At 60.3% G+C, this 24,917-nt stretch carries 23 protein-coding genes; 8 read left to right on the forward strand and 15 right to left on the reverse strand.

Translation table 11 applies throughout. The features are described from left to right. Positions 1 to 2: 2 nt before the first annotated feature. On the forward strand, positions 3 to 800 hold the full coding sequence (gene pyrF / locus DMP03_RS06875) for an orotidine-5'-phosphate decarboxylase (RefSeq protein ID WP_152119958.1): 798 nt from the start codon (positions 3 to 5) through the stop codon (positions 798 to 800). On the opposite strand, the gene DMP03_RS06880 is transcribed toward pyrF, so the two are convergent. Further along, a complete protein-coding gene (locus DMP03_RS06880; protein ID WP_075938145.1) occupies positions 797 to 1,009 on the reverse strand; it encodes a hypothetical protein in 213 nt (70 codons plus the stop codon). The genes pyrF and DMP03_RS06880 overlap by 4 nt on opposite strands. 76 nt (positions 1,010 to 1,085) lie before the next feature. Here DMP03_RS06880 and DMP03_RS06885 point away from each other — a divergent pair, with 76 nt between their 5' ends. Genes DMP03_RS06885 through DMP03_RS06905 form a run of 5 tightly spaced genes read left to right on the forward strand, consistent with a single transcriptional unit; the run spans position 1,086 to position 5,841 of the window. Beyond that, on the forward strand, positions 1,086 to 1,655 hold the full coding sequence (locus DMP03_RS06885; protein ID WP_152119959.1) for a J domain-containing protein: 570 nt from the start codon (positions 1,086 to 1,088) through the stop codon (positions 1,653 to 1,655). Positions 1,656 to 1,684: 29 nt separating this feature from the next. Continuing rightward, entirely contained in the window at positions 1,685 to 2,377 is a 693-nt protein-coding gene (locus DMP03_RS06890) for a phosphoglycolate phosphatase (RefSeq protein ID WP_152119960.1), read from the forward strand. Next, positions 2,364 to 3,251 carry a DMT family transporter gene (locus DMP03_RS06895; protein ID WP_152119961.1) on the forward strand — a complete coding sequence of 296 codons (888 nt, stop codon included), beginning with the start codon at positions 2,364 to 2,366 and terminating at the stop codon, positions 3,249 to 3,251. The genes DMP03_RS06890 and DMP03_RS06895 overlap by 14 nt, the downstream gene beginning before the upstream one ends. 44 nt (positions 3,252 to 3,295) lie before the next feature. Further along, complete coding sequence (locus tag DMP03_RS06900) at positions 3,296 to 4,912, forward strand: GTPBP1 family GTP-binding protein (protein WP_152119962.1); 1,617 nt, start codon at positions 3,296 to 3,298, stop codon at positions 4,910 to 4,912. Further along, on the forward strand, positions 4,912 to 5,841 hold the full coding sequence (locus DMP03_RS06905) for a M48 family metallopeptidase (protein ID WP_152119963.1): 930 nt from the start codon (positions 4,912 to 4,914) through the stop codon (positions 5,839 to 5,841). Before DMP03_RS06900 ends, DMP03_RS06905 begins: the two co-directional genes overlap by 1 nt. On the opposite strand, the gene DMP03_RS06910 is transcribed toward DMP03_RS06905, so the two are convergent. The 9 genes from DMP03_RS06910 to DMP03_RS06950 form a co-directional block, all read right to left on the reverse strand. Further along, complete coding sequence (locus tag DMP03_RS06910) at positions 5,812 to 6,474, reverse strand: HAD family hydrolase (RefSeq protein ID WP_152119964.1); 663 nt, start codon at positions 6,472 to 6,474, stop codon at positions 5,812 to 5,814. The genes DMP03_RS06905 and DMP03_RS06910 overlap by 30 nt on opposite strands. Positions 6,475 to 6,511: 37 nt before the next feature. Beyond that, complete coding sequence (locus DMP03_RS06915) at positions 6,512 to 6,997, reverse strand: hypothetical protein (RefSeq protein ID WP_152119965.1); 486 nt, start codon at positions 6,995 to 6,997, stop codon at positions 6,512 to 6,514. After that, positions 6,994 to 7,926 carry a methenyltetrahydromethanopterin cyclohydrolase gene (gene mch / locus DMP03_RS06920; RefSeq protein ID WP_152119966.1) on the reverse strand — a complete coding sequence of 311 codons (933 nt, stop codon included), beginning with the start codon at positions 7,924 to 7,926 and terminating at the stop codon, positions 6,994 to 6,996. Before mch ends, DMP03_RS06915 begins: the two co-directional genes overlap by 4 nt. Positions 7,927 to 7,965: 39 nt before the next feature. Next, entirely contained in the window at positions 7,966 to 8,700 is a 735-nt protein-coding gene (locus DMP03_RS06925) for an SDR family NAD(P)-dependent oxidoreductase (protein WP_152119967.1), read from the reverse strand. 42 nt (positions 8,701 to 8,742) lie between these two features. After that, positions 8,743 to 9,060, reverse strand: coding sequence for a thiamine-binding protein (locus DMP03_RS06930; protein ID WP_152119968.1), 318 nt, complete (start codon positions 9,058 to 9,060; stop codon positions 8,743 to 8,745). A gap of 218 nt (positions 9,061 to 9,278) precedes the next feature. Then, entirely contained in the window at positions 9,279 to 10,085 is an 807-nt protein-coding gene (gene nadE, locus DMP03_RS06935) for an NAD(+) synthase (protein ID WP_225870720.1), read from the reverse strand. Between the two features lie 407 nt (positions 10,086 to 10,492). Then, on the reverse strand, positions 10,493 to 11,209 hold the full coding sequence (locus DMP03_RS06940) for a hypothetical protein (RefSeq protein ID WP_152119969.1): 717 nt from the start codon (positions 11,207 to 11,209) through the stop codon (positions 10,493 to 10,495). Between the two features lie 478 nt (positions 11,210 to 11,687). Continuing rightward, positions 11,688 to 11,909 carry a hypothetical protein gene (locus DMP03_RS14915; RefSeq protein ID WP_152119970.1) on the reverse strand — a complete coding sequence of 74 codons (222 nt, stop codon included), beginning with the start codon at positions 11,907 to 11,909 and terminating at the stop codon, positions 11,688 to 11,690. A 193-nt stretch (positions 11,910 to 12,102) separates the two neighbouring features. Then, complete coding sequence (locus DMP03_RS06950) at positions 12,103 to 12,975, reverse strand: hypothetical protein (protein ID WP_152119971.1); 873 nt, start codon at positions 12,973 to 12,975, stop codon at positions 12,103 to 12,105. Positions 12,976 to 13,402: 427 nt separating this feature from the next. Between DMP03_RS06950 and DMP03_RS06955 the strand changes: the two genes are divergently transcribed. Continuing rightward, a complete protein-coding gene (locus DMP03_RS06955; RefSeq protein WP_152119972.1) occupies positions 13,403 to 13,633 on the forward strand; it encodes a helix-turn-helix domain-containing protein in 231 nt (76 codons plus the stop codon). A gap of 371 nt (positions 13,634 to 14,004) precedes the next feature. Continuing rightward, positions 14,005 to 15,918, forward strand: a complete 1,914-nt coding sequence (locus DMP03_RS06960; protein WP_207105368.1) for a hypothetical protein — start codon at positions 14,005 to 14,007, stop codon at positions 15,916 to 15,918. Positions 15,919 to 16,198: 280 nt separating this feature from the next. Here the strand turns inward: DMP03_RS06960 and DMP03_RS06965 are convergent, their stop codons facing one another. From DMP03_RS06965 to DMP03_RS06985, 5 genes are all read right to left on the reverse strand, one after another. Next, positions 16,199 to 16,921 (reverse strand): M48 family metallopeptidase, encoded by a 723-nt coding sequence (locus tag DMP03_RS06965; protein ID WP_152119974.1) that lies wholly within the window; start codon positions 16,919 to 16,921, stop codon positions 16,199 to 16,201. Continuing rightward, positions 16,914 to 19,874, reverse strand: a complete 2,961-nt coding sequence (locus DMP03_RS06970) for a type I restriction endonuclease subunit R (protein ID WP_152119975.1) — start codon at positions 19,872 to 19,874, stop codon at positions 16,914 to 16,916. The genes DMP03_RS06965 and DMP03_RS06970 overlap by 8 nt, the downstream gene beginning before the upstream one ends. Continuing rightward, complete coding sequence (locus DMP03_RS06975) at positions 19,867 to 21,150, reverse strand: restriction endonuclease subunit S (protein WP_152119976.1); 1,284 nt, start codon at positions 21,148 to 21,150, stop codon at positions 19,867 to 19,869. Before DMP03_RS06975 ends, DMP03_RS06970 begins: the two co-directional genes overlap by 8 nt. Then, positions 21,143 to 22,645: a type I restriction-modification system subunit M gene (locus DMP03_RS06980; RefSeq protein ID WP_152119977.1), complete on the reverse strand. Its 1,503-nt coding sequence runs from the start codon at positions 22,643 to 22,645 to the stop codon at positions 21,143 to 21,145. The genes DMP03_RS06975 and DMP03_RS06980 overlap by 8 nt, the downstream gene beginning before the upstream one ends. 1,098 nt (positions 22,646 to 23,743) lie before the next feature. Continuing rightward, a complete protein-coding gene (locus DMP03_RS06985) occupies positions 23,744 to 24,877 on the reverse strand; it encodes a tyrosine-type recombinase/integrase (RefSeq protein WP_152119978.1) in 1,134 nt (377 codons plus the stop codon). Positions 24,878 to 24,917 lie beyond the last annotated feature (40 nt).

Here is a 24,917-nt window from a genome sequence, read left to right on the forward strand (position 1 = left end):
ATATGGCGTTCTTCGACGAGTTGGCCGCGCGTATCGAGACGACAGACAGCGTCGTCTCCGTCGGTCTCGACCCCGACCCGGACCGGCTTCCCGACTTCCTCGACGGCGACCTCCCGCGGTGGGGGTTCAATCGTCGCGTCATCGACGCGACCCACGAGCACGCGGCGTGTTACAAACCCAACGCCGCCTTCTACGAGGACCCCGACGGCTGGCGTGCGCTCGAAGAGACTGTCGCGTACGCCCACGGGAAGGGCGTCCCCGTCCTACTCGACGCCAAGCGCGGCGACATCGGGAACACCGCGCGCCAGTACGCCGGCGTCCTCGATACCGTCGACGCGATTACGGTCAATCCGTATCTCGGTGAGGACTCGCTCCAGCCGTTCCTCTCCCGTCGGGATGCGGGCGTGTTCGTGCTCGCGCGCACGTCCAACCCGGGTGCGCGCGACTTCCAGAATCTCGAAGTCGGCAACGACAAGCGACTCTACGAGTACGTCGCTCAACGCGCCGCCGAGTGGAGCGACGGTAACGTCGGACTCGTCGTCGGCGCGACTGCACCAGAAGAACTCGAAGCGGTGCGCGAACTCGTCCCCGACCTGCCCTTCCTCGTGCCGGGGGTCGGCGCACAGGGCGGGGACGCCGAGGCCGCCGTCGAGCACGGACTCGCCGGCGGGGTCGGGCTGGTGAACTCCTCGCGCGGCATCATCTTCGCCGGCGAGGAGGCGGGCGAGGAGTCGGCGTACTTCGATGCGGCCGGTGACGCTGCACGCCGGCTCAAGCGCCGGCTCAACGAGTACCGCTAGTCGACGCGGTAGGTGTCGACGCCGTCGTCGAAGCCGTCGTCGTCGCGCTCTTCGACGGGGTCGTGTGGACGACGAAGCTCCGCGGCGCACTCGGTGCAGTAACCGGAGTCGCGGTCGTAGTGCTCGTCACAGACGAGCTTGCCACAGCGGTCACAGCCGAACGATGCGTCACCGGTCGTGCACAGCTCACAGCCACCGGAGATGCTCATACTGGCGTTACACCGTGTGCGGGCAAAAGTGTAGGGCGGGTGAGCCGGGCGAGTGACTTACCACACCCACGGCCGTATGGAGGGTGTGAATCGCTCGTCGCTCGTCGTCGGGCTCATGGGTGTCTTCGCCGGTATGACCGTCGTCATGGTCCTGCTCGCGTTGACGCTAGGGAGTCCGGTCGTCTTCATCTTCGCGACCCCGTTTGCCGCGGCGACGTATCTGTTCTACCAGCAGGCGTCGGGAAAGATGCGCGAGCGCATCGAACAGCAGGCGCGACAGGCCCGAATGGCGAACGAACAGCGCCGCCGACAGGGTGGGGGGACACAGCCCGGCGAACAGGGGCGGACGCGCGGGGAGACCGGTGGGTTCGGTGCCGGTCCGCGCTTTGGCGACGCCAACACCCGGTTCGGTCGCCAGTCCGGCGCGGGCGGCCGGACGCGACAGGGCCAACGCATCGACTCTTCGACGCCTTCCGGCCCCTCGCGCACCGAGGCGGCAGACATCCTCGGGGTCGCGCCCGACGCCGACGAACAGGCCATCAAGCGAGCCTACCGCGAGGCCGTAAAGGAGAAACACCCCGACCGCGGCGGCGACGAGGAGGAGTTCAAGGACGTGACCGAGGCGTACGACCGCTTGACGGAGTAGCTTTTGTTGCTCCCGGTGTGAGCGAACGCATGCGCCCCCTCGCTGTCGATATCGACGGGACTCTCACCAGAACACACGACGACGTGGGGCTTGACCCGCGGGTGTTCGACGCACTGCGCGCCTATCACGACCACGCGCCGGTCGTCATCGCCACGGGGAAGGCGTTCCCGTTTCCGACCGCACTGTGTCGATACCTGAACCTCCCCAACCGCGTCATCGCCGAGAACGGCGGTGTCACGCTGTGTGAGTCGGCCGGTATCACCCACAACGGCGACCCCGAGGCCGCGCGTGCCGTCGCCGACGCCTACCGCGCGGCCGGCTACGATCTCGGGTGGGGGACTCCCGACCTCACGAACTACTGGCGCGAGACGGAGGTGGCCGTCGCGCTCGAGCAACCGTTCGAACCCCTCCAATCGCTCGCGACCGAACACGGACTGGAGGTCGTCGACACGGGCTACGCCTACCACGTTAAGGCTCCGGACGTCGACAAGGGTACCGGCCTGGAGACGATAGCCGCGGACCTCGGCTACGAACCGAGTGAGTTTCTCGCTATCGGCGACAGCGAGAACGACGCCGAACTGTTCGACATCGCCGGCGAGTCGTACGCCGTCGCCAACGCCGACGACACCGCGAGGGCGGCCGCCGACACCGTCACCGAGGCGGGCTTTGCCGACGGCTTCTTGGAGGCACTGGACGAGGCCTCGGTCGATGCCGCTCCGTGACTCCCCGCTGCTCGCGCCGCTTTTGGCCGCGAGCATCTGGGGTGGGATGTACGTCGTCTCCAAGTGGGGGTTCGCCCAGATTCCGCCGCTGACGCTCGTGACGATGCGGGCAGTCCTCGGCGCGGCGGTCCTGCTCCCGCTCGTCTGGGTCGTGAAGCCGTCGCGTTCCTTCTCCCGGCGGGACTGGCGCGGCTTCGCCGGGCTGGCCGCCCTGCTGGCGGTGTCGCTCGCGGCCCAGTTTCTCGGGACCGACCTCACGACCGCGGCACAGGGGTCGCTCATCACCGTTCTGACACCCGTGTTCACCGTCGCGCTCGGGGTGGCGGTGCTTGGTGAATCCCTCGGCTCGCGGAAGGCCGTCGGCATCCTGCTCGCGACCGTCGGGACGGGGGTCGTCCTCGCTGGCCGGTACACGCTGGCGGACCTCGCCTCCGACGCGCTCGTCGGTCCCACGCTTCTTGTCGTCGCTGCCGCCACGTTCGCCGGCTACACGGCCTTCGGCAAGCGACTGATTCGGACCTACTCGGCGCTGGAGACGGCGACGTACGCGACTGCGCTTGCCGTCCCGCTGTTCGCGCTCGGTGCGCTCGCGGAGCTGACGCTCACGGACGCCTCGCTCGGCGCTATCGCGTGGTCGCCGGCGCTGGTCGCGGCGGTCGCGTACCTCGGCGTCGTCTCGACCGCGCTGGCGTGGTATCTGTGGTACAAGGGCATTGAGCGGGCGGCCGCCTCGACCACCGCGGTCGCGTTCTTCGCACAGCCGGTCGTCGGTATCGCGCTCGGTGGGCTACTCCTGAACGAGGCCATCGGGCCGGCACTCGTCGCAGGCGGGGTTGTCCTCGCGGTCGGCGTCGGGCTTGTTTCGACAGCCTGAGGCCCGAGGAAGGCTTTAGTCCCGGCGGACGCTACCAGTTATCAATGAGCGCGGACCGCGGCACGCTTGATTTCGCCCTCGAACACGGTGAACGCGAGGACGGAAGCGTGGAGTTCAAACAGCGACTCACCCGCGGCGTCCACCTCGCCGACGGCCGCATGGAGTCACTCGCCGCACAGCTTCGCCACCGCGTCCTCTCGGGCGACGGCGAGGCAACCTACGCCGTCGGCGTCACCGACGACGGCGGTATCGCGGGCATCGACCCCGACGCCTTCTCCGAGACGATGGACGTGCTCTCGGTCCTCGCCGAGGAGGCCGGCGCACACATCGACGACGTACAGACGTGGAGCGCCGGCGACGCCGACGACAGCGACACCGAGGGTCTCATCGGCGTCGCGACTCTCAAAGAAGGGGCTGTCTTCGACAGCGACGACGACCACATCGTCGTCGGGACGGCCGGCCACGTCGACCACGGGAAGTCGACGCTCGTCGGCTCGCTGGTCACCGGCGACCCCGACGACGGGCAGGGCGGTACGCGGTCGTTTCTCGACGTGCAGCCCCACGAGATGGAACGCGGGCTGTCTGCGGACCTCTCGTATGGCGTCTACGGCTTCGACGAGCAGGGGATGGCCGTCCGGATGGACAACCCCGACCGCAAGAGCGACCGCGCGGGCGTCGTCGAGGAGGCGGAACGGCTCGTCTCCTTCGTCGACACCGTGGGCCACGAGCCGTGGCTCCGAACTACGATTCGGGGGCTCGTGGGACAGAAGCTCGACTACGGACTACTCGTGGTCGCGGCCGACGACGGCCCGACCAAGACCACCCGCGAGCATCTCGGCATCCTGCTAGCCACCGACTTGCCGACGATGGTCGCGATTACGAAGACGGATATGGTGTCAGACGAGCGGGTCGCCGAGGTGGAACGCGAGGTGGAGCGACTGCTCCGCAACGCCGAGAAGACGCCGCTGTCGGTCGAGCGCCACGGCGTCGACGCCGCCGTCGAGGAGATCTCTCCGCAGGTCGTCCCGGTGGTCAAAACGAGCGCCGTCACGATGGACGGACTTCCCCTGCTCGATGAGCTCTTCGAGCGACTCCCGAAGACCGTCCAAACCGCCGGCGACTTCTCGATGTACATCGACCGGAGCTACTCGGTCACGGGCGTGGGGGCCGTCGCCTCCGGCACCGTCCGCTCCGGCACCGTCGAGGTCGGCGACAAACTCCTCCTCGGGCCGATGGCCGACGGCCAGTTTCGCGAGGTCGAAGCCAGAAGCATCGAGATGCACTACCACGAGGTCGAGGAGGCGCAGGCCGGCCGCATCGTCGGCATCGCACTCTCGAACGTGAAGGAAGAAGAAATCGAGCGCGGGATGGTGCTCGTCCCCCGCGAGAGCGCGCCGACGCCCGTCCGTGAGTTCGAGGCCGACGTGATGGTGCTCAACCATCCGACGCGCATCGACGACGGCTACGAGCCGGTCGTCCACCTCGAAACCGTGAGCGAGGCCGCCTCCATCCACCCGGAAGGCGGGCAACTACTCCCCGGGGATTCCGGCGAGGCGACGGTTCGATTCAAGTTCCGCCCGTATCTGGTCGAGGAAGGCCAACGGTTCGTCTTCCGCGAGGGGTCGAGCAAGGGCGTCGGCACCGTCACCAGCGTCGAGTGATGGAGCGGGGTCCGGTCTGGCTGTTTGCCGCCCTCGCCACGCTCGTGTTCTACGCGGCTGCGGCGGCGCTCGCGTGGGCTGCCCTCGCCGTGGTGTGGAGCCACCGGCCCGACCCCGTGGCGACCGTGCTCGTCGTCGCTGGCGTGACCATCGCCTTCGGCTACGGCTCCTATCGGTTCGGGACGCGCGCTATCGTGGAATCTCTCGGTGCAGAGCCGCTCGCTCCCCAATGCAGTCCCGAGCTTCACCGACGGGTCGCGCACCTCTCGAACCGACTCGACATCGAACCGCCGACGGTGTGTGTCGCCCGGATGGAGATGCCGAACGCGCTCGCGCTCGGGGGTCGACGCGACGGCGTGCTCGTCCTCGACGTGCGGCTCTTCCGGCTGCTCTCCGGGCCGGAGCTGGAGGGCATTCTCGCCCACGAACTCGCGCACCTCCGTGCCCGCGACGGACTCGTGGGGACACTCGGGGCGACGGCCACCTCGACGGTCGCCAGGCTGCTCGGACTCCTCCTGTTGCCGGCGGCCCTGCTCGCGGTCGGCGTCGCGCGGTCGCTCGCGCTCGCGCGCGGCGACTCGCCCGCGGAGATGGAGGCGACGACCGCGTGGGCACAGGCCGCGGTCGGCTCGCTCGCGGTTGTCTTGTTGTTCGGACTGACTGCCCTCTTGCGGGCGTACTCGCGCCGTCGCGAGCTCGCGGCCGATGATACCGCCGTGGAGCTGACTGGGAACCCGCGGGCGCTGGCCTCGGCGCTCGCGACGATTCGACGGGCGAGTACGCCCTCCGGCCCGCTCGCACAGCTGTACATCCACGGCGACGAGACGGGGACGCTCACCCGGCTGTTGGCGACGCATCCGCCGATGGACGAGCGTATCGAACGGCTCCGGCGGCGCGACTCAGACCCACGGCGGGGTCGTCAGGTCTGACATCGACGCGAGGGTGTGAGTCGGCGTCGGGTCGGGCGTCGTGCCGGCGTCGAGCCACGCCGAGTCGAGACCTGCCGCGTGTGCGCCGGCCACGTCAGAGGAGAGTGAGTTGCCGACGTGGACGGCCCGCGTCGGGTCGGCGTCGAGCGCATCGAGCGCCCGCTCGAACGGCTCGGGGTGCGGTTTCGCGCGCGCGTCGTAGCCGGCGTGGACAACCGTCTCGAAGGCGTCATCGAGTCCCAGGCCGCGGAGCTTGGCCTGCTGCATCTCGGGTGCGCCGTTCGTGACGACGCCGATACGGTGGTCGCGGACGATGGTCTCGACGGCGTCGTGCACGCCGCGAAGGGGTTCGACGTCGGAGTGGTCGCGGGCGGCAGCGAAGGCGCGTGCGACCGCGCGCCCGAGGTCGGGGTCGCGGCCGGCGTCGGCGGAGATGGCGGCGAAACACTCCTCGCGGAGGTGATCGATACCGTCCGTCGAATCGACGAACTCCGGGTAGCGGTCGTGGTAGTGGTCCTGTCCGAAGTAGGGGTCGACGCCCACGTCCGTGAACGCCTCAGCGAGCACCTCGTCGGCGTCGCGCCGGTAGCGACACAGCGTGTCGTCGACATCGAACAGGACGGCGTCGTACATGGTCGGGGGGTATCACCGAACGGTAATAACCGTTCTGTCAGGCTGCGCGGTAGCCGTCGCCCGCCCGTTCTGCGAATCCGAACAACACGGCCCACTCCAGCAGGCGCTCGACGCGGCGCGTCCACGTCCCCTCCCAGTCGTTGGTTCGCGCGCGCTCCCACGCGGGGACGCGCCCGCGAAGGCGATCGAACACCACCTCGGGCGAGAGCGGTTCCTCGGCGTCGGCGAGCACGGCGAGCAGTTCCGGGACGGCGTAGACGCGCTCGCGGAAGCGCTCCGGAAACTCGGCGGGGTCGTAGCCGTCACGGATACGGGCGTAGCCGCGTGGTCCCTCCTCCACGAGTTTGAGCGCGCGACAGAAGGTGAGCCACTCCTTCGCCTCGTCCTGTGAGGGCACGTCGGCGTCGGCCATCAGCCGCTGACAACAGGAGTCCTCCGGGTCGGGGACGATGGGCACGGCCTTCCACACCGTCTCGATGCGCGCCGGCGAGTCGGGCACCGGCGGAACGATTTTGAACCTCACAGCCCGAACGACTCCGCGAGCAGGGCCTCGTCGGCCCGGCCGTGGCTGTACGTCTCACCGCCCAACACGTCGACCGTCACCTGTGCGGGCGCGAACACGTCCGTCGGCACGTCGTAGAAGTCCCAGTCGGCTGCCTCGAAGATGTCGGCGAAGGGGCGGCCGTACTCGTCTGCCGCCGTCGACGGGAGCTCGTCGAAGCGGTCGAAGTCGCTGTCGACGGTGACGTGGACCTTACCGCCGTACGCGAGCGCGTCGTTCGTCCGTGCGATGGCGGCCTGATACCCGTCGGCGACGGGCGCGATCGGTGCACTGGCGTGGACTGTCATGATATCCAGCGGGTCGTAGCCGAGTTCGGCAAGCCGGAAGGCGACCATCTCGCCGGCACGGGCCGCGAGCGTCACGCTCCCCGTAATCGAGTCGGTGCGGAACGTCGGCAGGAAGACGGAGCCGGGGTCGGTGTTCGTCATGTCGGCGACGTGGTCGGCGACGGCCTCGTCGGGAAGAGTGTCAGACTCCAAACACAGCGTCGCGAAGTCGGAGGCGTCGGCGTAGCCGATACGCCGGAACTCGTCTTCCTCGGCGACGAGCGCGCGGGCCGGCCCGGAGCCGAGTCCCTCGAACTCGCCGACGGAGACCTCCCAGCCGGCCTTCTGTGAACAGAGCAGCGAGATTGCGGGGTGGTCGGTGTGGAGGGTGGTGTGGGGAATCGGGACACCGTCGACTTCCCCGGATTCGGTCTGGACCGTCGCCAGCCCGCCGGTCTGGAGTTCGGCGAGCAGTAAGCCGGCCTCGTAGCCGCCGGGGGTGTCGACCCCGAAATCGAGGACGGTCGCGCCGTTGTCAAGCGTCTCGGTCTCGATAGCGAGTTCGTCAGCGAAGTCGATGGCCTCGTCGACGAGTTCGAGGGCCATCCGATTGAGACTCTCCATACACCCTTCTGTGCGGGCGACAGGAAAGGAATGTCCGTTTCAGCCGAGACTCATCCCGCCGTCGAGTCTGAGTATCTCCCCGTGGACGTACTCGGTCTCCAACAGGAAGCGGACGCTCTCGGCGACGGTTTCAGGCGTGCAGGCGTACGCCGGCAGGTGGGTGTCCACGTTCTCGTGGCCGCGGAACGACTCGGCTTCGAGATACTCGACGATGGCGTCGTTCATGCTCGTATCGACCGGGCCGGGCGCGACCGCGTTCACCCGCACGTCGTCGGGACCGAGTTCGCGCGCGAGGGCGCGAGTCAACCCGTGGAGGCCGGCCTTCGAGGCGGCGTAGGCCGCATCGACCGTCCCTGCGGTCCCGCCGACCGAGGAGACGTAGACGAGCGCGCCGCCGTTCTCGCGTAGATGCGGCGTCGCGGCCCGACTCACGTAGAAGGCTCCATCGAGGTTGACGCCGAGCACGTCGCGCCACGCCTCGTCGGTCGTTTCTTCGACGCGGTTCGGCCGGACGATGCCGGCGTTCGAGACGACCGCGTCCAGCCCGCCGAGCGCGTCGGCGGTCTCGGCGACGAGTCGGTCTGCGTCGGCCGAATCGCGCATGTCACCGCCGACGGTCACGGCAGTCGCACCGCGGTCGCGAAACACCTCGACGGTTTCCTCGGCTGCCGTTTCGTTCTCGCCGTAGCCGACCGCCACGTCGTGGTCCGTTGCTAGTTCGATAGCTGTCGCTCGACCGACACCGCGACTTCCGCCCGTCACGAGCACGCACATATCAACTGGTTGTACCACCAGCAAATAACTGTGGCGACAGCGCTACTCGTCGGAGGCGCTTCGCGGCTCGCGGCCGAGCTCCTCGGCGACGCGGTCCACCTTCGACCCCGCCGTGGTGTCTGTGGTGCGTTTGTCGTCGATTTTGAGGAACGTACTGACGCGGTCGCCGTCGACGGCCTTGTGTGCGGCCGTGGCCGCGAGCATCAGCTCGTCGATATCGTCGGCCTCGATGACCGTCCCCATCGGGTTGGTCTCGTACTCAACGTCGAAGCCGTCGAGCGCGGCGACGGCCTTCGCCACCTCACTCGCCATGCTTCCCTCGATAACCGGAGCCACACTCAGCAGTGCAACGACTGTCATACACCCAGTTCGCGCCCCGCTGGCTCGTATCTTCTGGTGGGAGCCGGCCACGTCTCCTCGTCCGGTCCCCTCCGGCTATCACATTATCGACCTTGGCCGTGGCGCGACTGACTTCGCTACACCGCTGTGAGGACCAGTGACGGGGATGCTCGACCGCACTATATCTCGGTCCGGACCCTCGGTTTCGATGGGACCCGCAGTTCAGGCGAAATCGCGGTTCAGCGAGCCTCGTGGGCGTCGTCGGAGACCTTCGGCGGCTGGCGCTTGTGTGCCGTCACAGCCACCCAGTCGGCGACGCGTTCGGCCGTCGCCGAGTCGACACCCACGCGCTCGGCGACCGTCGCGGGTGATTCTCCGTCCTCCACCAGCCCGACGAGGACGGCGTCGAGCGTCGCGTGGTCGACGCCGAGTCGTTCGGCATCGGTCGGACTCGACTCGAAGCCGGCCGGTGACGACGCGGGCACGTTGAGTCGCTCGGCGATGGCCATCACCTCGCTCCGGTAGCACGCGCCGAAGGGGAGCAGGTCAGCGCCCAAGGTCCCGTGTTTGGTCACCGTCCCGAGCAGGCGGTCGGTGCGCGTGACTGCGCCGGCGACAAGCAGGTCGGTCGTGTTCGCGACGTAGTAGCGACACACCATCCGGAACCGCGCGAGCGCATTCTCGACCGCGACGGTGTCGTCGGCGGGGACGCCCGTCTCGTCCATCGCCTCGCGGAACGCCCCCAGTAGCGGCTGGAGCTGGACGCGCTGGGGAGTCAGACCGAGCCCCTGCGCGATGATTTCGGCGTCGCGGGCGGCGGCCTCGCTCGTCAGGAACGCCGGCATGACGAGCGCGGTCACGCTGTCGGGACCGAGCGCGTCGGTCGCGACCGCGGCGAGCGTCGCCGTCTCGACACTCCCGTCGAGGGCCAGCACCACACCCTCCGCGCTGGCTTCCGTCACGGTATCGAGGACGAGCTGCTCGGCCCGTTCGTGCAGCGTCGCCGGCGTTCGGTCGGTCGGCAGCGACGCTTCCATCTGAGTCATCGACGACCTGCGCCGACTGCGAGACGTTTGTCACGCGAACGAGCTAGCTTTTGGACGAGTATGCACATACTGAATGAAATCAACTGCAAACGGTTAACTGTTGATTGGGATGTCTCCAAGCGATGGAAGGTGATTATATGCGACTAAACGCCGACAAGACGAATGCGCTCCTTGCGTGATTCCCTCTCGCCGGTGCCGACTACCGAGTAACCCAGACAGCGGCTCGCGAGTCGCGTAGGCTCCGGCTGTGGTCCGGTGGTTGCGAAGTATCGCGAAGGCCCCGGTGGTCGGCCACTGCTCGCCGCTGGCGGTCTTCTGCGTCCACGTCGAGAATCCGTACCTTGTCGGCTAGTCTGTCGTCGACGGTCTCGCTACGAGTGTTCGGAACTCACCGCAGGCAACTGTCGTTACGAGTGGCTGAACTCCTGCAGAATCACCGTGCTGCCCAGTCCCTCTTTGCTGTACCTGACGCTGATTTGATACTCGGCTTCGACCCCGATAGTCAGGGTGTCTCCCGGAACGAATTGCGACCGCTGCGTCGCCTCGGCGACTGTCACGCCGTCGGTCGAGATGTCGGGGTTGGCACCCTCGGGATCCACTATCGTCCCGCGGAACGTCAGTCCCTTCGCGGTAAGCGGTCCACCACCACTGTGTCTAACCGTCAGTACACCGGTCTCGTCGCTGCTGGTCGGTGCCGAGTCGAACTCTGCGTCCATGAAGGCAGACGGCGGTCCCAGCGCCTCCCCATCGATGATGAGTCCACCGACGATGAAAATCTGTCCGATGTACCACTCTTCTCTGGCCTCGGACAATCGAAAGGAGACCTCTTCCGTCCGCGACTCTCCCTGGTGCGTGATCGTAAGATCTGTCTCGAGAATCACGTACGTCCGTTCGCGAGTAGTTCGCCGCAAATCCCCGCGCTCGAACGTGTACTCTCCGATGTTGTCCGCCGTGAACGCACCGGCAGCCCACGACCCCACGGATTCGTCCACTGCGTCGGGGTCGTTCTCGTTCACGCCGGTGATGAACTGGTCGACAACTGCTTTTTGCGGCTTCAACTGGGACGATTCTCCGCCCCCGTTGAGTCGGTTCAAACTCGCCGAGCAGCCGGCAAGCGCTACCATCGACAGACCCCCCGTGGTCGTCAGAAACTGTCGGCGTCGAGATGGCATGACGTGTACAAGTCGGGAGTGAGGCTTCAATCCACCGGCAGATGCGGGCCGTCGTCCGTTTCTGAAAAGAGGTGGGTGCTACAGCCAGTCGATGCCCTCGATTCCGCACTCGTCGGGGGCAATACCGTCCGGAATGGCGGACGCACTTACAGTGAGTCCCCCCGAGACTTGTCAGTACACTCTGTAAAAAGTATAAGTAGGGATGCACCGACCGCGATTTGAACGCGGGTTGTGACCATGGCAAGGTCACGTGATACCACTATCCCAAACGGCCGATTTTGCAGCACATATTGCTGCTTCCCCGGTTTTCTGCTACCTAATTACCGATAGCACTACATCTCACATAAACCCTCGTTAGCGAAACCACGTAACCGCGATGAAGATGTTACGTAGAACTACACAATACGTCTCTAACTGGTACACCGCTGTACTATTCCGGACGTAAGTCACGCCAGCGAAAATCCATCTGACCCCCGCTATCGAGTTCTACCCGATAGATTACTTCATCACGCGGGTCACCAGTCTCGGAATCTGCATCGTCATTCATCGCGAGAACTACTCTCCCACACTCCCCATGATATTTCTCGTGGTCGAGGTCACCCTTATCGGGAATGTCAATCCGTACACGGTCACCCTTCTCGAAGCGATTCACCATTCGTGAAAAGATAACCAACGGCGAATTGGCTTAGTCTTGTTCTACTCTGGTCCACTCACATCCGCACGCCTTGCAAGTGAACTGACGCTTCGTCACTGTCGGCTCTGACTTTGTGTGTACCCACACACTACCACTCCGCCCACACTTCGCACATGACTCGTTAGATGGGTGAGCAACCGGCATCAGTATCTTACGCTCGCTTGCGTAGTTCCTTGTGGAAGCTCCGTTCTGTCCGGTCTCCTTCCAGAACCTCAGCACCGTAGCGGTAGACCTCGATAAGCCCGCGGGCTATCTCTGGTGTCCATCCCTCAACCGCTGCTACTTGCTCCAGCCTGTCAGCCACCTCGCGAGCCTCATTTGCGGTATAGAGCGCGGACTCCCCGCGGCATGAAACCATCAGGCGCTCGCCCTCCAGTGCGGTAGTCAACCGGTGTTCTGTCACCTCCGCTCGTCCTTGTGCGAGTAGGGATTCAAACAGCGCCGGATGTGGTGGTTCGCCACGCTTCGCGGAAATCGCATTATCGACTCCGAGAAGGCCGCGGCGGACTCGGTGAGCCATCCGCGGTTCATCGTCTGCCAGCAGCGTAGCAATGAACTGATACACCCGCTGGCGAGGAATATCAGCTGAACTCTTCGTGGTCTCTTCCGTTACATCTGCCCGGTTTGGGACAACTGTGATATTGCCTTGCTCATCCAGCTCCACCTGCGGGAAGTCTGCCTCTGTGTGGTCGGCTGCCGCGTTCTCGGGGTGATTTTTTCTCCCGGCTACCTGTCCAAGATGGATGAGTACGCCATTTGCTCCTCTGAATGGCAGCGAACAGTAGGGGCACAAACGCGCCGAGTCTTCCGTCTCACGCTCTTCGGGGTAATCCATCGTTACCTCCCGCTCGCCGACTGTATCGAGGTTCTCGAAGTTGACCGAATCCGGTATCTCTCCTTGTGGACCGTGGCCGTTACCGGTCGTCTGACGAACGTGGAGATTGATGCCCCGAGCTAATGGAGTCGCATCACAGCCATCTACCGGACACCTCACAGTCCGCTCGTCGTTGCTGTGGTCCGTCATTGGTTCCTCGCAGTGAAGCAGTCAAAACACGGCAGCTCATCGCTCTCTGGACCCGGACACCATGCTTCGTCGTTCACGCAAGGCAGAGACGTTCCCTCTGTCTGCTTCGAGAACGCCGCCAGACCCCCTCCGGAACGTTTCAGTGGCGCGTGGGTTATCGCCTTCGTCATTACCCCCTCATCTGCGGTAGTCGGAACAGTACTCGCTGTCGTGACGGAAGATTCAGGTTCCGTCGATAGGTTAGCTTTCATTGGCGTTCTGCTATCCAGAAGGCCACTCGTCCGGTGTTGTCGCACCGGGCGTTTTCGCGTATCACGCCCCATAGGGTGAGCGCCCTTCTACCAATAACTACGAGGTTAATGGAGTAAAGTCTTTCCCAGTAACCACAAGGTCAGAGGAACTTTCACACCGCGCACAAAGAGCGGGTATGGGCCGCGAACGCGACGATTCTGGCAAATACACCAATGAGGTATCGCTTACCCGGGTTATCTCTGTATTTGAACGTGCCGAGATTCCCGTTTTAACGGCCAGCGAGGTCGCGGACAAGATTGACTGCTCACGGCCGACAGCATATAACAAACTTGAGACACTGGTCAAACAGGGAGAAATTCAAAAAAAGAAGGTCGGGGCACGAGCGGTCGTGTATATCCGAATGTGAGAGTAATCCACCAGCTGCTTGGCTTTCAAACCGGTTATTACACCAACTGGAACTTCCATCTGAATTATTAGTAACCCTCCGCGCGAAGATATGTCGAATTTGCCTGAATTTTGGGCTATTCTGTTCTGACGTAGTTGAATCAAATTTTGGCGTTGTTACCACTGTTATTCTCGTCCTAAATCGTGCAATATATAAGCGAGCGTAATCATAGTGTAGTAGAGGCAGTTCTCAGATAGTCAACTTCTGGGAGCTACCGCTGTTCTGGCAATCATAGCATATGTATTGCCAGCCTCGGCTATGCCTCTCAATAATTAGTAGTGGAAAATAACACCTGCACAAGCGATAGCAACGGACAGAATACGAACCAAGAAGTGACGAACAGTGGACCAACGACGGAAGAGATTCGTAACTCTCTGAAGTCAATTATTCACGAAACCATGCAGAACGGCGGAAACGCCGTAATTGAGGCACCGACATCCTCTGGAAAGACGTACACCGTTAGTACAACCAACTGGCGGGACCATCCTGAGATTGCTGGTGAACAGCCCGTTATCATGCTATCTGGAAGCAAGAAAGCCCGAGACAGTGCATTTGAACAGGGTAAAAGCTCATCTGCTGCCACAAAACGGCTGAGAGGACGTGAAGATACGTGTCCGCTTGCTTGGGGCGAGTATGACGAAGGAGAAAACAAAGTAATCGCTCCCGAGGGTATGGCCCCCTCTGCTTGGTTTGATGAGATGTGTAACACACGTGGCCATACATTCTCATTCGCGCACGGAGTATTTGAGAGAGCATATGACGGAGACCTACCCTGCTCTGAAGACGGAAAGTGTGCCTCTGCGGAACAGTGGGATGCCATCTCTCAGAAAGACGGAGAGGCTCATGATTACGATGTTCTCCATGCAACCCACATGTTCGCTCGGGTTCCCCAGCTGATTGTTGATTCTAACGTCGTCATTGACGAGTCTCCCGACTATTCAGTGAACCTCCCAAAGGGTCGGCTACGGGAGTCAGTTACCAGCTACTTGGGTGAAATTGATGCGGACGTGAGCAGATGGGCAGATACAGTAACGCTACTCCGTCAAGGAGCACTACCTGAGGGATTCGCTGAGTCATTGGAAGACCCCGGTCGTGAGTGGTTCCGCGACGATTCAAATGCCCATGCACTCACGCCGGGAATCACCCGAGCGATAGCGACCGCCGAAGAGCGTTGTCACAACCTGTGGGTTGGTGAGAGTGAATACTCGTATCCAGAACTAATACCGAACCGGGATACACCAGACAACAACATCACAATCAGAATTGTATTTGATGAGAACAACGAAGTCCGGCTGCTGCAAGCGATTCCCGACTTCGAGAAGGCGCGGAGTATCATCGGGCTTGACGCATTTCCGACTATGCCACTGTGGGAGGGAAATGTCCTGAAATCGCTTACATCGAAACAGGTGGTTGGTGATGAAGCCAAGCATCAGTGGCGTCGAAATACCCGCGAGCTACGAATCGTCCAAATTGGTGATAACAAGAATACGTGGACAAGAAACGGATTCAATGAAGCGAAGGTGCGTGCTCTTGTTGAGGAACTACGCTGGCAGCACGGCGATGACTTTCAGACCGGAATCACTTCGAAACGGTTCGAACCGCAATTACAAGAGATACTGACTGATGCCGATATAACAACCCCACAGACGCTTCACCTCGGTAATGAGAAGTCACTGAATGACTTCGACTCCGAAGGGGTTGGATTGGTTGCAGGATGTATCAGCCCCAGTAGTGACCATATCAAAACGTGGTTAGCACTTCTTGACGGTGATGCAGCTCCGAAGCGAGAGTGCTTCAGCGATTATCAGGGGCAAGAGTGGCTTGGGCCGGGTTCATCAGTAGCCATGGAATTGCTAAACGATGTCCAACTCAACCACGTATTGCAGTCCTGTGGACGGTATGCCCGTTCTCCAGAGAAGGACGACAGCGGCGCTACTGTCTATGTTCTATCCAATGTCCTTCCAGCTGAATGGACTGACAAGAGCGTAGATGACGTTACTGTGCTTGGAAAGAAACAAAGAGATATTCTCGAATATCTGCGTCTCAACGAGAAAGTAGCTCCCTCCAGTATCGAGCAACAGCTCGACGTTACCAGAAAATACGTACATGATACTTTGAATAAATACACAGACTATCCGTGGTTCAAAATGGAAGAGACAGAGGGTCACAATGAGCCGAACTTGTACTCTACCGAACGGTGTCCGTCAGGGATTTTGGATATATCAGATACCCAAGGTGTGAACTGACCTCTACTAATGTTAATATTACAGCCAATTCACACCCCCCCAACAACTTAGCCGAACGTTAGCCTCGATAACCCCGCCGGTTCTATTCGAAGATTGGTAATGAGAATAGACTGCAACTGCCGGGTGTCGCTCCTCGCTCGCTCCCTCCGGTCGCTCGCTGCGGTGCGATACCGGGCCAACAACCTTCTCGCAGAGACCTATTCGCCGGCCTTCTCGCGGAGACCTTTGGTCATGTAGACAAGCGGCTCACTAATTCAATGTCTGCCTGCAATGCTTGGTCCTATACGTCTTGTTGCGAGAAGACCAGCCGCGTACTGTTCGAGTCAAGCCACTCAGAGTGTTCCGCGTAGTCCGGGTCGTACTCTGCAACGAGCGACCAAAACGAATCGTTATGACTTGACTCCTGAAGATGAGCCAATTCGTGAATCACGATGTAGTCTACTATCTCTGGCGGAGCCATCATCAGCCGCCAATTGAATCCAAGCGTGCCTGTCGTGGAACAGGAACCGAACTTGGTTCGCTGGTTCCGTATCTCAATTTGTTCGTACTCTACGCCCATCCGGTCAGCAAAGTGCTTCGCTCGCTGCTCAAACACTTCACGTGCTTTGCGTTGATAGAGTGTCTCAAGAGCACGTTTGACTGAGGTCTCCTCAACATGGTGGCGGGCCAACCGTAGGGTGTCCGTAGTAACGTCTGATGACGAACGACGTTCTACCACGACCTCGCGCTCGGAGCCGAGATACGGGAACATCGCGCCCTCTTCGTGCTTCCGGTCTGGAACCTGCTCACGGTACGTATCGTACTTCTCTTTCTTCTCTATGACCCATACCGCGTTCTGTTTGAGCAGCTCCTCAGGATGCTCTTCTGCTGTCTGTGGGACAACGACCGTGACGCCGTGAATATCCACGTCAATGCGCGGTTCAGTCGCGTCAACACTCCGTCGGAGGTCGTACTCGATGGACTGGCCCAGTAGCTCTACAGTCCGGCGTTTGGTCTCAGCCATTATTCTGGATGAGATAGTTCCGTACGTCGTCAACGAATCCGTCATCATCTTGGATGAGGTGGCCGAGGTCGTGCTCTACGACTAACACATCCAGCAAGATTCGTTCAATCTCCGCGATGGTCTGCTGGTTTGTCTTCCAGCCAGAGTACCCTCGGTCAACGCGGTCACGGAACTGTGTGACAACCGCCTCTGCGACTCTCTCCGCCTGCTCATCGGACTCTATCGCCTCGGCTGTCTCCTCGGTCAAGTGCGTGTAGATGGCGAACTCGGCGGCTTCCATTCCCTCGTTATCGGCTTCTCTCTCAACGTTCAACACCTCTTTCTCAATCGATTTGAGTGCTTCAACCGCTTCGGGGTCGCCAATCTCATCGCCCTGCCACCGTTCCACTATATCAGTCACCCGCTCACTTAGCCGCTTGTACCGGGGATTCTGATTCTCGCGTGGATGGAGATGCTCGCGGGTTGCGTGCGCTATCTGTGAAGCCTTGACGCCGGGGTTATCGAGGCCTTCAGCGTCTTCGAGAATCTCCTCGCCAAGCTTGTAGGTCGGGAAGTCACGCTTAATCTCCGAAATATCAACATGCTTGTTGATTATCTCCCGCGTCTTCTCGCGCATCTCCTTCTCGGGGTCGTCGTCGCCTGAGGTCGTACGCTTGAACGCGACGTGAATCCGGCTCAGCCACTTGTAGTCTCGTTCGATACCCTCACTTACGAGTCGCCCATCGGGTGCGACGGCTTCGTAGAGATTCTGAAGCCGGCGGAAGTTCTGCTTGAACTCGCGGCGTTCCGGGTGCGTGCTGACGCGTTCAATGGCCTCGGAGGTCGCTTCTTGCGTGTCAGTCTTCGGAATCCCATCGAAAATGCCCATTACCCGCTCAACCTGCTCAACGAGGTCATTGTAGAGTTCGTCTTTGTCGCGGGCGGCGTAGGCTTTCGTCTCGGCGTCGTAGTCAAGCGCCTCGTCGATGTTCTCGAAGACGCCTTGGAAGTCCACAATCTCGCCATTCTCTTTCCCTGCAGCAGGCCGGTTCGTCCGGGCGATAGCCTGCATTAGATTGTGATTTTTGAGATTGCGGTCAAGATACATCGTCTTGAGTATCGGCGCGTCGAAGCCTGTGAGGAGCATATTGTGGACGACGAGGAGTTTCGGGTTCCCCTGCTCTTTGAACGCCTTGACGATACTGTCACGCTCCTCAGAGTCCGTATGGAACTGCTTGATGAGGTCGGAATCGTCCTTGGTCGAAGTATAGAGAACCTCTATCTCCTCAGCTCCCCGTCGCTCGGCTAATCGTTCTCCGTACATCGCTGCCGACCGCCGGCTCGGAGTGACAACCATGCCCTTCCACCCGTTCGGGGAAACGTGTTCGTCGTAGTGTGCGTCGATTTCCTCGGCGGCCTTCTCGACACGTGGCTCCAGCTCGGCAAGCGTCGTCGCAGTCACGCTCTCGCGGATAGCATCGCGTTTCTCGTCCGTACTCATCCCTCGAAACTCCTGCTCAAACTCCTCATCAAGCCCTGCTTCGTCAATGTCCCACTCCATCTCATGTCGGAGCGTGAAGTACACAGGGAGGATTAGGCCGTCGTCAATCCCCTGCTTGACCGAGTACCGGTGAAGGTAGTCCTCACCCTCTGGAGAGAACTCGCGGAAGGTGTTCTTGTCCTTCTCGCGTTCTCCCTCGCGGACAGGTGTGCCGGTGAACCCGAAGTGGTAGCAGTTCGGAAGTGCGGCTTCGAGTCGGCTCCCGAGGTCAGCCTCCATGAAGCGGTGCGCCTCGTCACTCATCACGACGACCTCATCATTCCCTTGTACGTCGGGGTCAACATCCTCGAACTTCTGGATGGTCGTGAGGACAAGCTGGCTGCTTCCCTCCTCGATGAGCTGCTGGAGGTGGTCAATGCTCTCGGCCTCCGTCCACTGCTCCAGCGAGAGATTCGCCAGCTGGTCGCGCATCTGACTGTTGAGCTTGTCCGTATCAACGATGATGAACACCTGCGGATTCCGGGCAACGTTGGGCCTCGAAAGTAGATTCTCGGCGGCATACAACATTGTGAACGACTTGCCCGACCCCTGTGTGTGCCAGATGAGTCCGCGCTTGTGGTCGGCGGTTCTCACGCGGTCAAGGATGCGATTCACGGCGTAATACTGCATGTAACGCGGGATGATTTTCGCGTCACCACCCGCACGCCGCTCGTAGAATACGAAGTGCTTCAGCAGGTCAAGAATCGAACCGGGGTTACACAGCGCCCGGATTGCCTGCCGCATCTCGTTCTCGTCGGCAAACTCGTCAGGGGCGTCATTCCATGGCTCATAGAACTCCGTGGGTGCGCCAACAGCACCGTAGCGAAGTTCCATCGTATCCGCGGCGACGTTGAACAGGCCGGGCACGAACAGCCGAGACACATCCTCCTCGTAGTCCTTCAGGTCGCGGACCGCATCGTGCCAGTCGTTGTCCTGTGCGAGACTTTTCAGCTCCATCGTCACGAGCGGAATCCCGTTCACGAACAGCGTCACGTCCGGGCGGATGGTCGTCTCGCGGGCGACGGAGAACTGATTCACCGCGTGGAAGCGGTTACTCTCGGGGTTCTCGTAGTCGATGAGGTCAACGTAGATGGTGTCGGCGGTTCCGTCGGAACGTTGGACGCTGAACGATTTGCCTTTCGTGAGCAATCGGTGGAAGGCTTGATTCCCGTCCATCAGGTTCTCGGTATCGAGGTCGCGACGAAGCGAGGAGATGAATTTATCAACGTTGTCCTCGGTCACGGCCTCGTTGAGGGCGACGACCTGCTCCGCGAGCAGTTTCCAGTAGATGACCGCGTGGCTGTCGCGCTCGTAGGCGTCATCGAGAACGTTCGCACCGCGTCCGCCGTCCTGTCCGTGTGTCTCCCACCCGACGCCGTCGAGCCACGAGAGAATAGAGCGTTCGACGCCGGCTTCCGACGGGAGACTAACCATACTGGGCGATGTCGTCAGGCACCTCTATGGTAGTGTCGGTCGTTCGGACTGTTCCCGAGAGGAGGTCCTGCATGAGACCGCGCTTGAGACGTTTCAACCCCGTCAAATATTCGATATTCGAATGTCTAGCTTCATCGTAAATCGAGAGCGTGTCAACAATTTCCTGTTGCTCCTCAAGTGGCGGATTGAATATCGCGAAAGATTCGAAACTGCTCTTATTCACGATTGGGGTTGCTGTTTGTCCAGCCTGAGATTTGATGAAATCAGAGAGGACTTGCAGATGGTAATACAGGAATTCCGGAAGATAGGACTCATCTTCAATAACAACAGAGTTGATTTGCTGGTTAGTCGCCACTTCGCATCCCGAAATTGCAACTTTACCCATATCACTCCCAATACAGTCCATCATTACCGACCCCTCCGGTATGGGTTTAGCCTCGTTTCGGCCTGCTTCAGATAACGTCCTGCTGGATTCAATCACGTACTTACCCTGAGATAGAGTTGCAGGGGTGACGAATGGTAGAGTTCCTCCAAAGTTACTCTCATTATCCGTGGATGGTGTGTCTCCTGTGACAACCTTCCCAATTGAGGATATTTCTGTTGTCTCCCAAGTTATTGGTATTTGGAACTGCTTCGGCCCAAGCCGTTCCGTTTTCGTTTCTATGTCGGGTTTTTTTCTCTGTTTCTCTTTCCCGAATAGCGAACGGAGCAAGCCCTGTTGGACAGTATGCATCTGCTCAACAGTCTCCTCAGTCTTCTCAATCGCCCGGTCAACCGTGTAGAGTACGGTGGCGATTTTGCGCTGTTCGGGGAGTGGTGGGGAGGGAACAGTAACATTCCCTATAGTTGATTGGTTTAGGAGAGGTTGGGCCGTTTTGGTCGCGAGAGAACTCAATTCTTTATTTGACAAGAAGTAATAAAGGAAGTCCGTGTTACACTTGTCGGTCACGCTGGCTTGAATCGCGTTATCGGAAACCCACGCAGGTTCTTGGACTCGTTCAACCTCACCAACTGCCCCGACACGACCGAATATTAGCCCCCCGTCGAAATTCGATTCCGAGTAAGAGCCGATAGGCCCGTTTGAACCATAGACAAGAAACTGTTGTTCCCCAATTTCTGCGTGGTTCGTTGCTTTCCCATTACGCAACGCACACAATTCATTAACGTTCTTCGTGTCCCAATCTACCGGGAGTTGCCCTGCCGCAGTTTCAACGAACTCCCCATCTACCTCTGATTCGTCTTCAACAAACTCGTCCAGCGTAGCCTCCTCACTCATAGTTCAACGCCTCCATATGCTCGTTCATCGTCGCTTCAATCTCATCTCGCTCGGCCTGCAACTCGCGGAGTTTCGCCAGTTCTTCCTCCACGTCAATCTCCTCCTCCGGCTCCGTCGTATCGACGTACAGCGCGATATTCAGATTATAGTCATTCTCACGAATCTCGTCCAGCGCCACCGTCCGACTCACGCGTTCTTCGGTCGTCCACTCAGTAAAGTTCTCAACGATGTGGTCAACTCCCGCGTCAAGAAGCTCATTCTGATTCGATAGCTCCTGATAGAAATCCTCGTCTGCGGCGTGAATGAACTGCACCTCGTCCTCACGCTCGGCTGGCTTGTCCGTGTTCAGCACGAGGATACCGGACGGAATCGAAACGTTCTGGAAGAGATTCTCGGGGAGGCCGACAATCGCCTCCACCATATCGTTCTCCAGCATTGGCTTCCGATACCGCCCCTCGTGCTTACGGAACAGCACGCCGTGAGGGATGACAATCGCAGCCTTTCCGCCCGCGCCGTCCGTATCAGGCCGCTTCAGTTGCTTGGCCATGTGCATGATGAACGCGTAGTCACCACGGTCGGCACGCGGCAGTTTCTCGTGCCAGTCGAACCGGCCATACGGGTCGTCCTGCAGGCCGTCCTTGTCCCAGTTGGCCGAGAACGGGAAGTTCGCCAGCACACGGTCGTAGCGCGTGAGTTCGTTCGCGTCGTCGTCAGTGAACGCCGGACTTGACAGGGAATCCTCGCGCCGTACCTCCCCGTTGAAGCCGTGGATGGAGAGGTTCATTTTCGCGATGGCGGCGATATCAGGGTTCACCTCTTGGCCGGTGAAGGTGAGTTTCGTCGGGTCGCCACCCTGCTCGTCGCGGTAGTAGCGCGCGGCCTCGATGAGCATCCCACCGGAGCCAACCGTCGGGTCGTGGAACGTCATGCCGTCCTCGAAGGAATCGACCAGCCGCACGCAGAGATTGACAAGCTCCGGGGGCGTGAAGAACTGCCCGCCCTCCTTGCCTTCCTCCTCGGCGAAGTGGCTGACCAAGTCCATGTACGCCTCGCCGAGCACGTCCGGCGGGATGCTGTCGCGGTCAAGGTCGTGCGTGGAGAGATGTTCAACGAGCTTCCCGAGTCGGTCGTCGTCAAGCGCGTCGGCGGCGATATAATCCGCCCGGAAAACACCCTGTAGTTCGGGGTTCTCCTCTACCAGAGCCTCAAACGCATCGTTGAGGGTTTGGTCGATATTGTCGCTCGTCGCTCGAAGGTCGTCCCACAGATAGCCCTCGGGGACGATAGGTACGTCATAGAGATTGTTTCGACGTGCGAAGTCCTCACCGTACTCCTCAAGATTCTCGGCATACTGCTTCTCGAACTCGTCGGAGATGGACTTGTAATAGACGAGCGGGAGAATATACTCCTTGTAGTCCGTCGGGTCAACGGCGTCCCGAATTATATCGGCGCACTTGAACAGATGCGTTTCGAGGTCGTTCAAAGAGAGAGGCATATTGGTAGTGTTCTGTGGAGACATCAAATGTCCTGCGATGGGGGTGGGGGAGACGCGATGGGCCGGACCCACCGCTTAGGAGTAAGAAAGCGGGCGTTCTCGGAACATACGTCGCAAGGCGAAAAAGCGGTGTATGGAAGCCCTACAGCTGTCCCTCACAACACTCCGTCAATGAGATGATTCAGATTCTCTCGTTCCTCCTCGGGCATCGCTTCGACTCCGCGTGCAGCTTGTGTCTCGCTTAATTCGGGAAGGTCTGCCGCAAGTCGCTCCATCTCTCCTCTATCGGCTGTTTTGGGTGAGCCGTTGCTCTCTCCACAGGAGCTTCCCCCGGTATGCCCGTGGAGGGCCTGCTTCGATGAGAATGACTGCCCACACGAATCACAAACATGCGTCTCGGCGTCTTGCTCTGTAGTCGTTTCACCACTACTCGTGTCTGTGTCCAAGTACTCCGAAAGTGTCTCTTTGACCGATTCGATACGTTCTCTGAGTTCGTCTCGCTCTGCCCGTAGCTGCCGATTTTCTTGCTTGAGTCTACGCACTTCTCTCTCAAGCTCTGCGTCTCCAGATTGACCTGATTCGCTATCGTCCCAAACCGCCGGCAGCTCGTACTCTGCTGGAATCCAGATAGGGTCGTCCCCGTCTCGCTGTTGAATACCCAACTCTTGCATTTCTGTTTGGGGTATCTTCCGGGTGTCCCCACGTGGAGCGTCAAACTCGTCTTTGTACTCGGGAAGGCTCCCCGGCAGCTCCCGACATTTCTCTTTGAATTCCTCCTTCTTATTGTAGAAGTGAATGTAGTGGCGGGCAAGCGGAGAACTGTCTTCTTCTTGTTTCGTCGTTCTGCGCTGTTTAGCACAGGTCCGACGTACCGGACACAATCTACGTACAGCCAGTAGGCCTCATACAATTCCTTCCGACTCTGGAACGTGGAACTGTCTTCTGTCGTGGTTTCATCAGCTGGTAGGTCAATTCCCATATGTGGCTCCCCCAAAGCTCTGAGCAGTATGTTAACACCCATCGGACAGTTGAAATAACTTTGGACGAAAGCACCGCGGTAAACACTGGAATACGAACTATCTCCTTGGGGCTTCTACGCTACCACTTGGAGTTCACTTTCCCAAGTCGCCCCTCAGCTCCCGAGTGAGCATATCCGAGCGTCGTCTCCACCTTCTTATGTCGTAACTGCTCGCGTGCGTCCTGAATATTTTCCTCGTCAGCCCACACAGTCGCTACGCCGTGTCGAATCGAGTACCACGTTAATTCACGTCCAGCAGGCTGAATCTCTGCCGACTCGATAAGCTTCTCAAGTAGGTAGTTCAGCGGACTTGAGCCGTACACGTTGCCCTTGTCGTTTAGCCACAGCGCGTTCGTCCCTTCGTACTTCTCGTACGTTGAACGCTCTCCGAGCCACTTCCGGAGTGTGCGGAGGCTCTTGTCTGATAGAACGCATCTCCAGTTCTCTACGTTCTTACTCGACTCCTCCTTTGGAATGTCAAGCGTGGCGTTATCGAGATTCACCCAGTCAACAGTCGCTCGTCCGACCTCAACTGGACGAAGGCCACAATCCAGCGCGACCGAGACAAGTGACGGTATCTTGAATGAGTTTGCACGCTGGAACGCTTCAGGTCCAATCTGTTCTTTCGGAGTTTCAAACCGCTGTGCAAGGACGCGCTTCAGTGCGTCTCGTTCAGCCGGCGTACACGAGTGGTAGTGCTTGACTGCTCCGTGCTTGAGCGCGGCCTCATACAGCGCCCGAAACTCGTCTTTCTTGAAGTAGTCTCGGTTGGTGACGTTTGGCTCGTTGAGATTTAGACGACACTCCCACTCGATGCTCCTCCGTCGTTCGTGGTTGTAAAACTGGAATACACGTTTGATGACCTTGACGAAGGTGTTGAGATTCGCGTCTCCGTACTCGCTGTACCGGCCAAGCTCCTTCATGAGTTGGTCGGCGTCTTCGGGTGTCAGCTCTGTCGTGTATCCGCGTTCGTTCCAGAGCCACCGCATAATCTGGTCTGTTTTGTAGCTTGTATTCCGGACTGTACGGTCGGAGTATCCTCGGAGACGGTCGGGGTCTTTCCCCTCGGTCAGGAGCCATTCGAGTAGCTCCCGTTTCCAACTGTCATAATCTGTCTGCGCGCGGGCGTGCTGGTCTGCGAGAGAATCAATCGTCTCCTCGGCAACAATGGGAAAATCAAATGTCGCCTCTGCCGCTTCTCCAGCAAAGTTCATTCTGCGCCCCTCGCGCGGTCGTTTCGATGCTGCTGACTAT

It is taken from the genome of Halosegnis rubeus, assembly GCF_009184545.1.
Lineage (GTDB): Archaea > Halobacteriota > Halobacteria > Halobacteriales > Haloarculaceae > Halosegnis > Halosegnis rubeus.

What these genes read in the sequence shown, in the direction of transcription:
- DMP03_RS06955 (WP_152119972.1), top strand. Translation starts at nt 13,403, where the DNA reads ATGGGCCGCGAACGCGACGATTCTGGCAAATACACCAATGAGGTATCG.
- DMP03_RS06980 (WP_152119977.1), bottom strand. Translation starts at nt 22,645, where the DNA reads ATGCCTCTCTCTTTGAACGACCTCGAAACGCATCTGTTCAAGTGCGCC.
- pyrF (WP_152119958.1), top strand. Translation starts at nt 3, where the DNA reads ATGGCGTTCTTCGACGAGTTGGCCGCGCGTATCGAGACGACAGACAGC.
- DMP03_RS06905 (WP_152119963.1), top strand. Translation starts at nt 4,912, where the DNA reads ATGGAGCGGGGTCCGGTCTGGCTGTTTGCCGCCCTCGCCACGCTCGTG.
- DMP03_RS06930 (WP_152119968.1), bottom strand. Translation starts at nt 9,060, where the DNA reads ATGACAGTCGTTGCACTGCTGAGTGTGGCTCCGGTTATCGAGGGAAGC.
- DMP03_RS06890 (WP_152119960.1), top strand. Translation starts at nt 1,685, where the DNA reads ATGCGCCCCCTCGCTGTCGATATCGACGGGACTCTCACCAGAACACAC.
- DMP03_RS06985 (WP_152119978.1), bottom strand. Translation starts at nt 24,877, where the DNA reads ATGAACTTTGCTGGAGAAGCGGCAGAGGCGACATTTGATTTTCCCATT.
- DMP03_RS06970 (WP_152119975.1), bottom strand. Translation starts at nt 19,874, where the DNA reads ATGGTTAGTCTCCCGTCGGAAGCCGGCGTCGAACGCTCTATTCTCTCG.
- DMP03_RS06910 (WP_152119964.1), bottom strand. Translation starts at nt 6,474, where the DNA reads ATGTACGACGCCGTCCTGTTCGATGTCGACGACACGCTGTGTCGCTAC.
- DMP03_RS06940 (WP_152119969.1), bottom strand. Translation starts at nt 11,209, where the DNA reads ATGGTAGCGCTTGCCGGCTGCTCGGCGAGTTTGAACCGACTCAACGGG.
- DMP03_RS06975 (WP_152119976.1), bottom strand. Translation starts at nt 21,150, where the DNA reads ATGAGTGAGGAGGCTACGCTGGACGAGTTTGTTGAAGACGAATCAGAG.
- nadE (WP_225870720.1), bottom strand. Translation starts at nt 10,085, where the DNA reads ATGACTCAGATGGAAGCGTCGCTGCCGACCGACCGAACGCCGGCGACG.
- DMP03_RS06885 (WP_152119959.1), top strand. Translation starts at nt 1,086, where the DNA reads ATGGAGGGTGTGAATCGCTCGTCGCTCGTCGTCGGGCTCATGGGTGTC.
- DMP03_RS06965 (WP_152119974.1), bottom strand. Translation starts at nt 16,921, where the DNA reads ATGGCTGAGACCAAACGCCGGACTGTAGAGCTACTGGGCCAGTCCATC.
- DMP03_RS06925 (WP_152119967.1), bottom strand. Translation starts at nt 8,700, where the DNA reads ATGTGCGTGCTCGTGACGGGCGGAAGTCGCGGTGTCGGTCGAGCGACA.
- DMP03_RS06950 (WP_152119971.1), bottom strand. Translation starts at nt 12,975, where the DNA reads ATGACGGACCACAGCAACGACGAGCGGACTGTGAGGTGTCCGGTAGAT.
- DMP03_RS06880 (WP_075938145.1), bottom strand. Translation starts at nt 1,009, where the DNA reads ATGAGCATCTCCGGTGGCTGTGAGCTGTGCACGACCGGTGACGCATCG.
- DMP03_RS06895 (WP_152119961.1), top strand. Translation starts at nt 2,364, where the DNA reads ATGCCGCTCCGTGACTCCCCGCTGCTCGCGCCGCTTTTGGCCGCGAGC.
- DMP03_RS06900 (WP_152119962.1), top strand. Translation starts at nt 3,296, where the DNA reads ATGAGCGCGGACCGCGGCACGCTTGATTTCGCCCTCGAACACGGTGAA.
- mch (WP_152119966.1), bottom strand. Translation starts at nt 7,926, where the DNA reads ATGGAGAGTCTCAATCGGATGGCCCTCGAACTCGTCGACGAGGCCATC.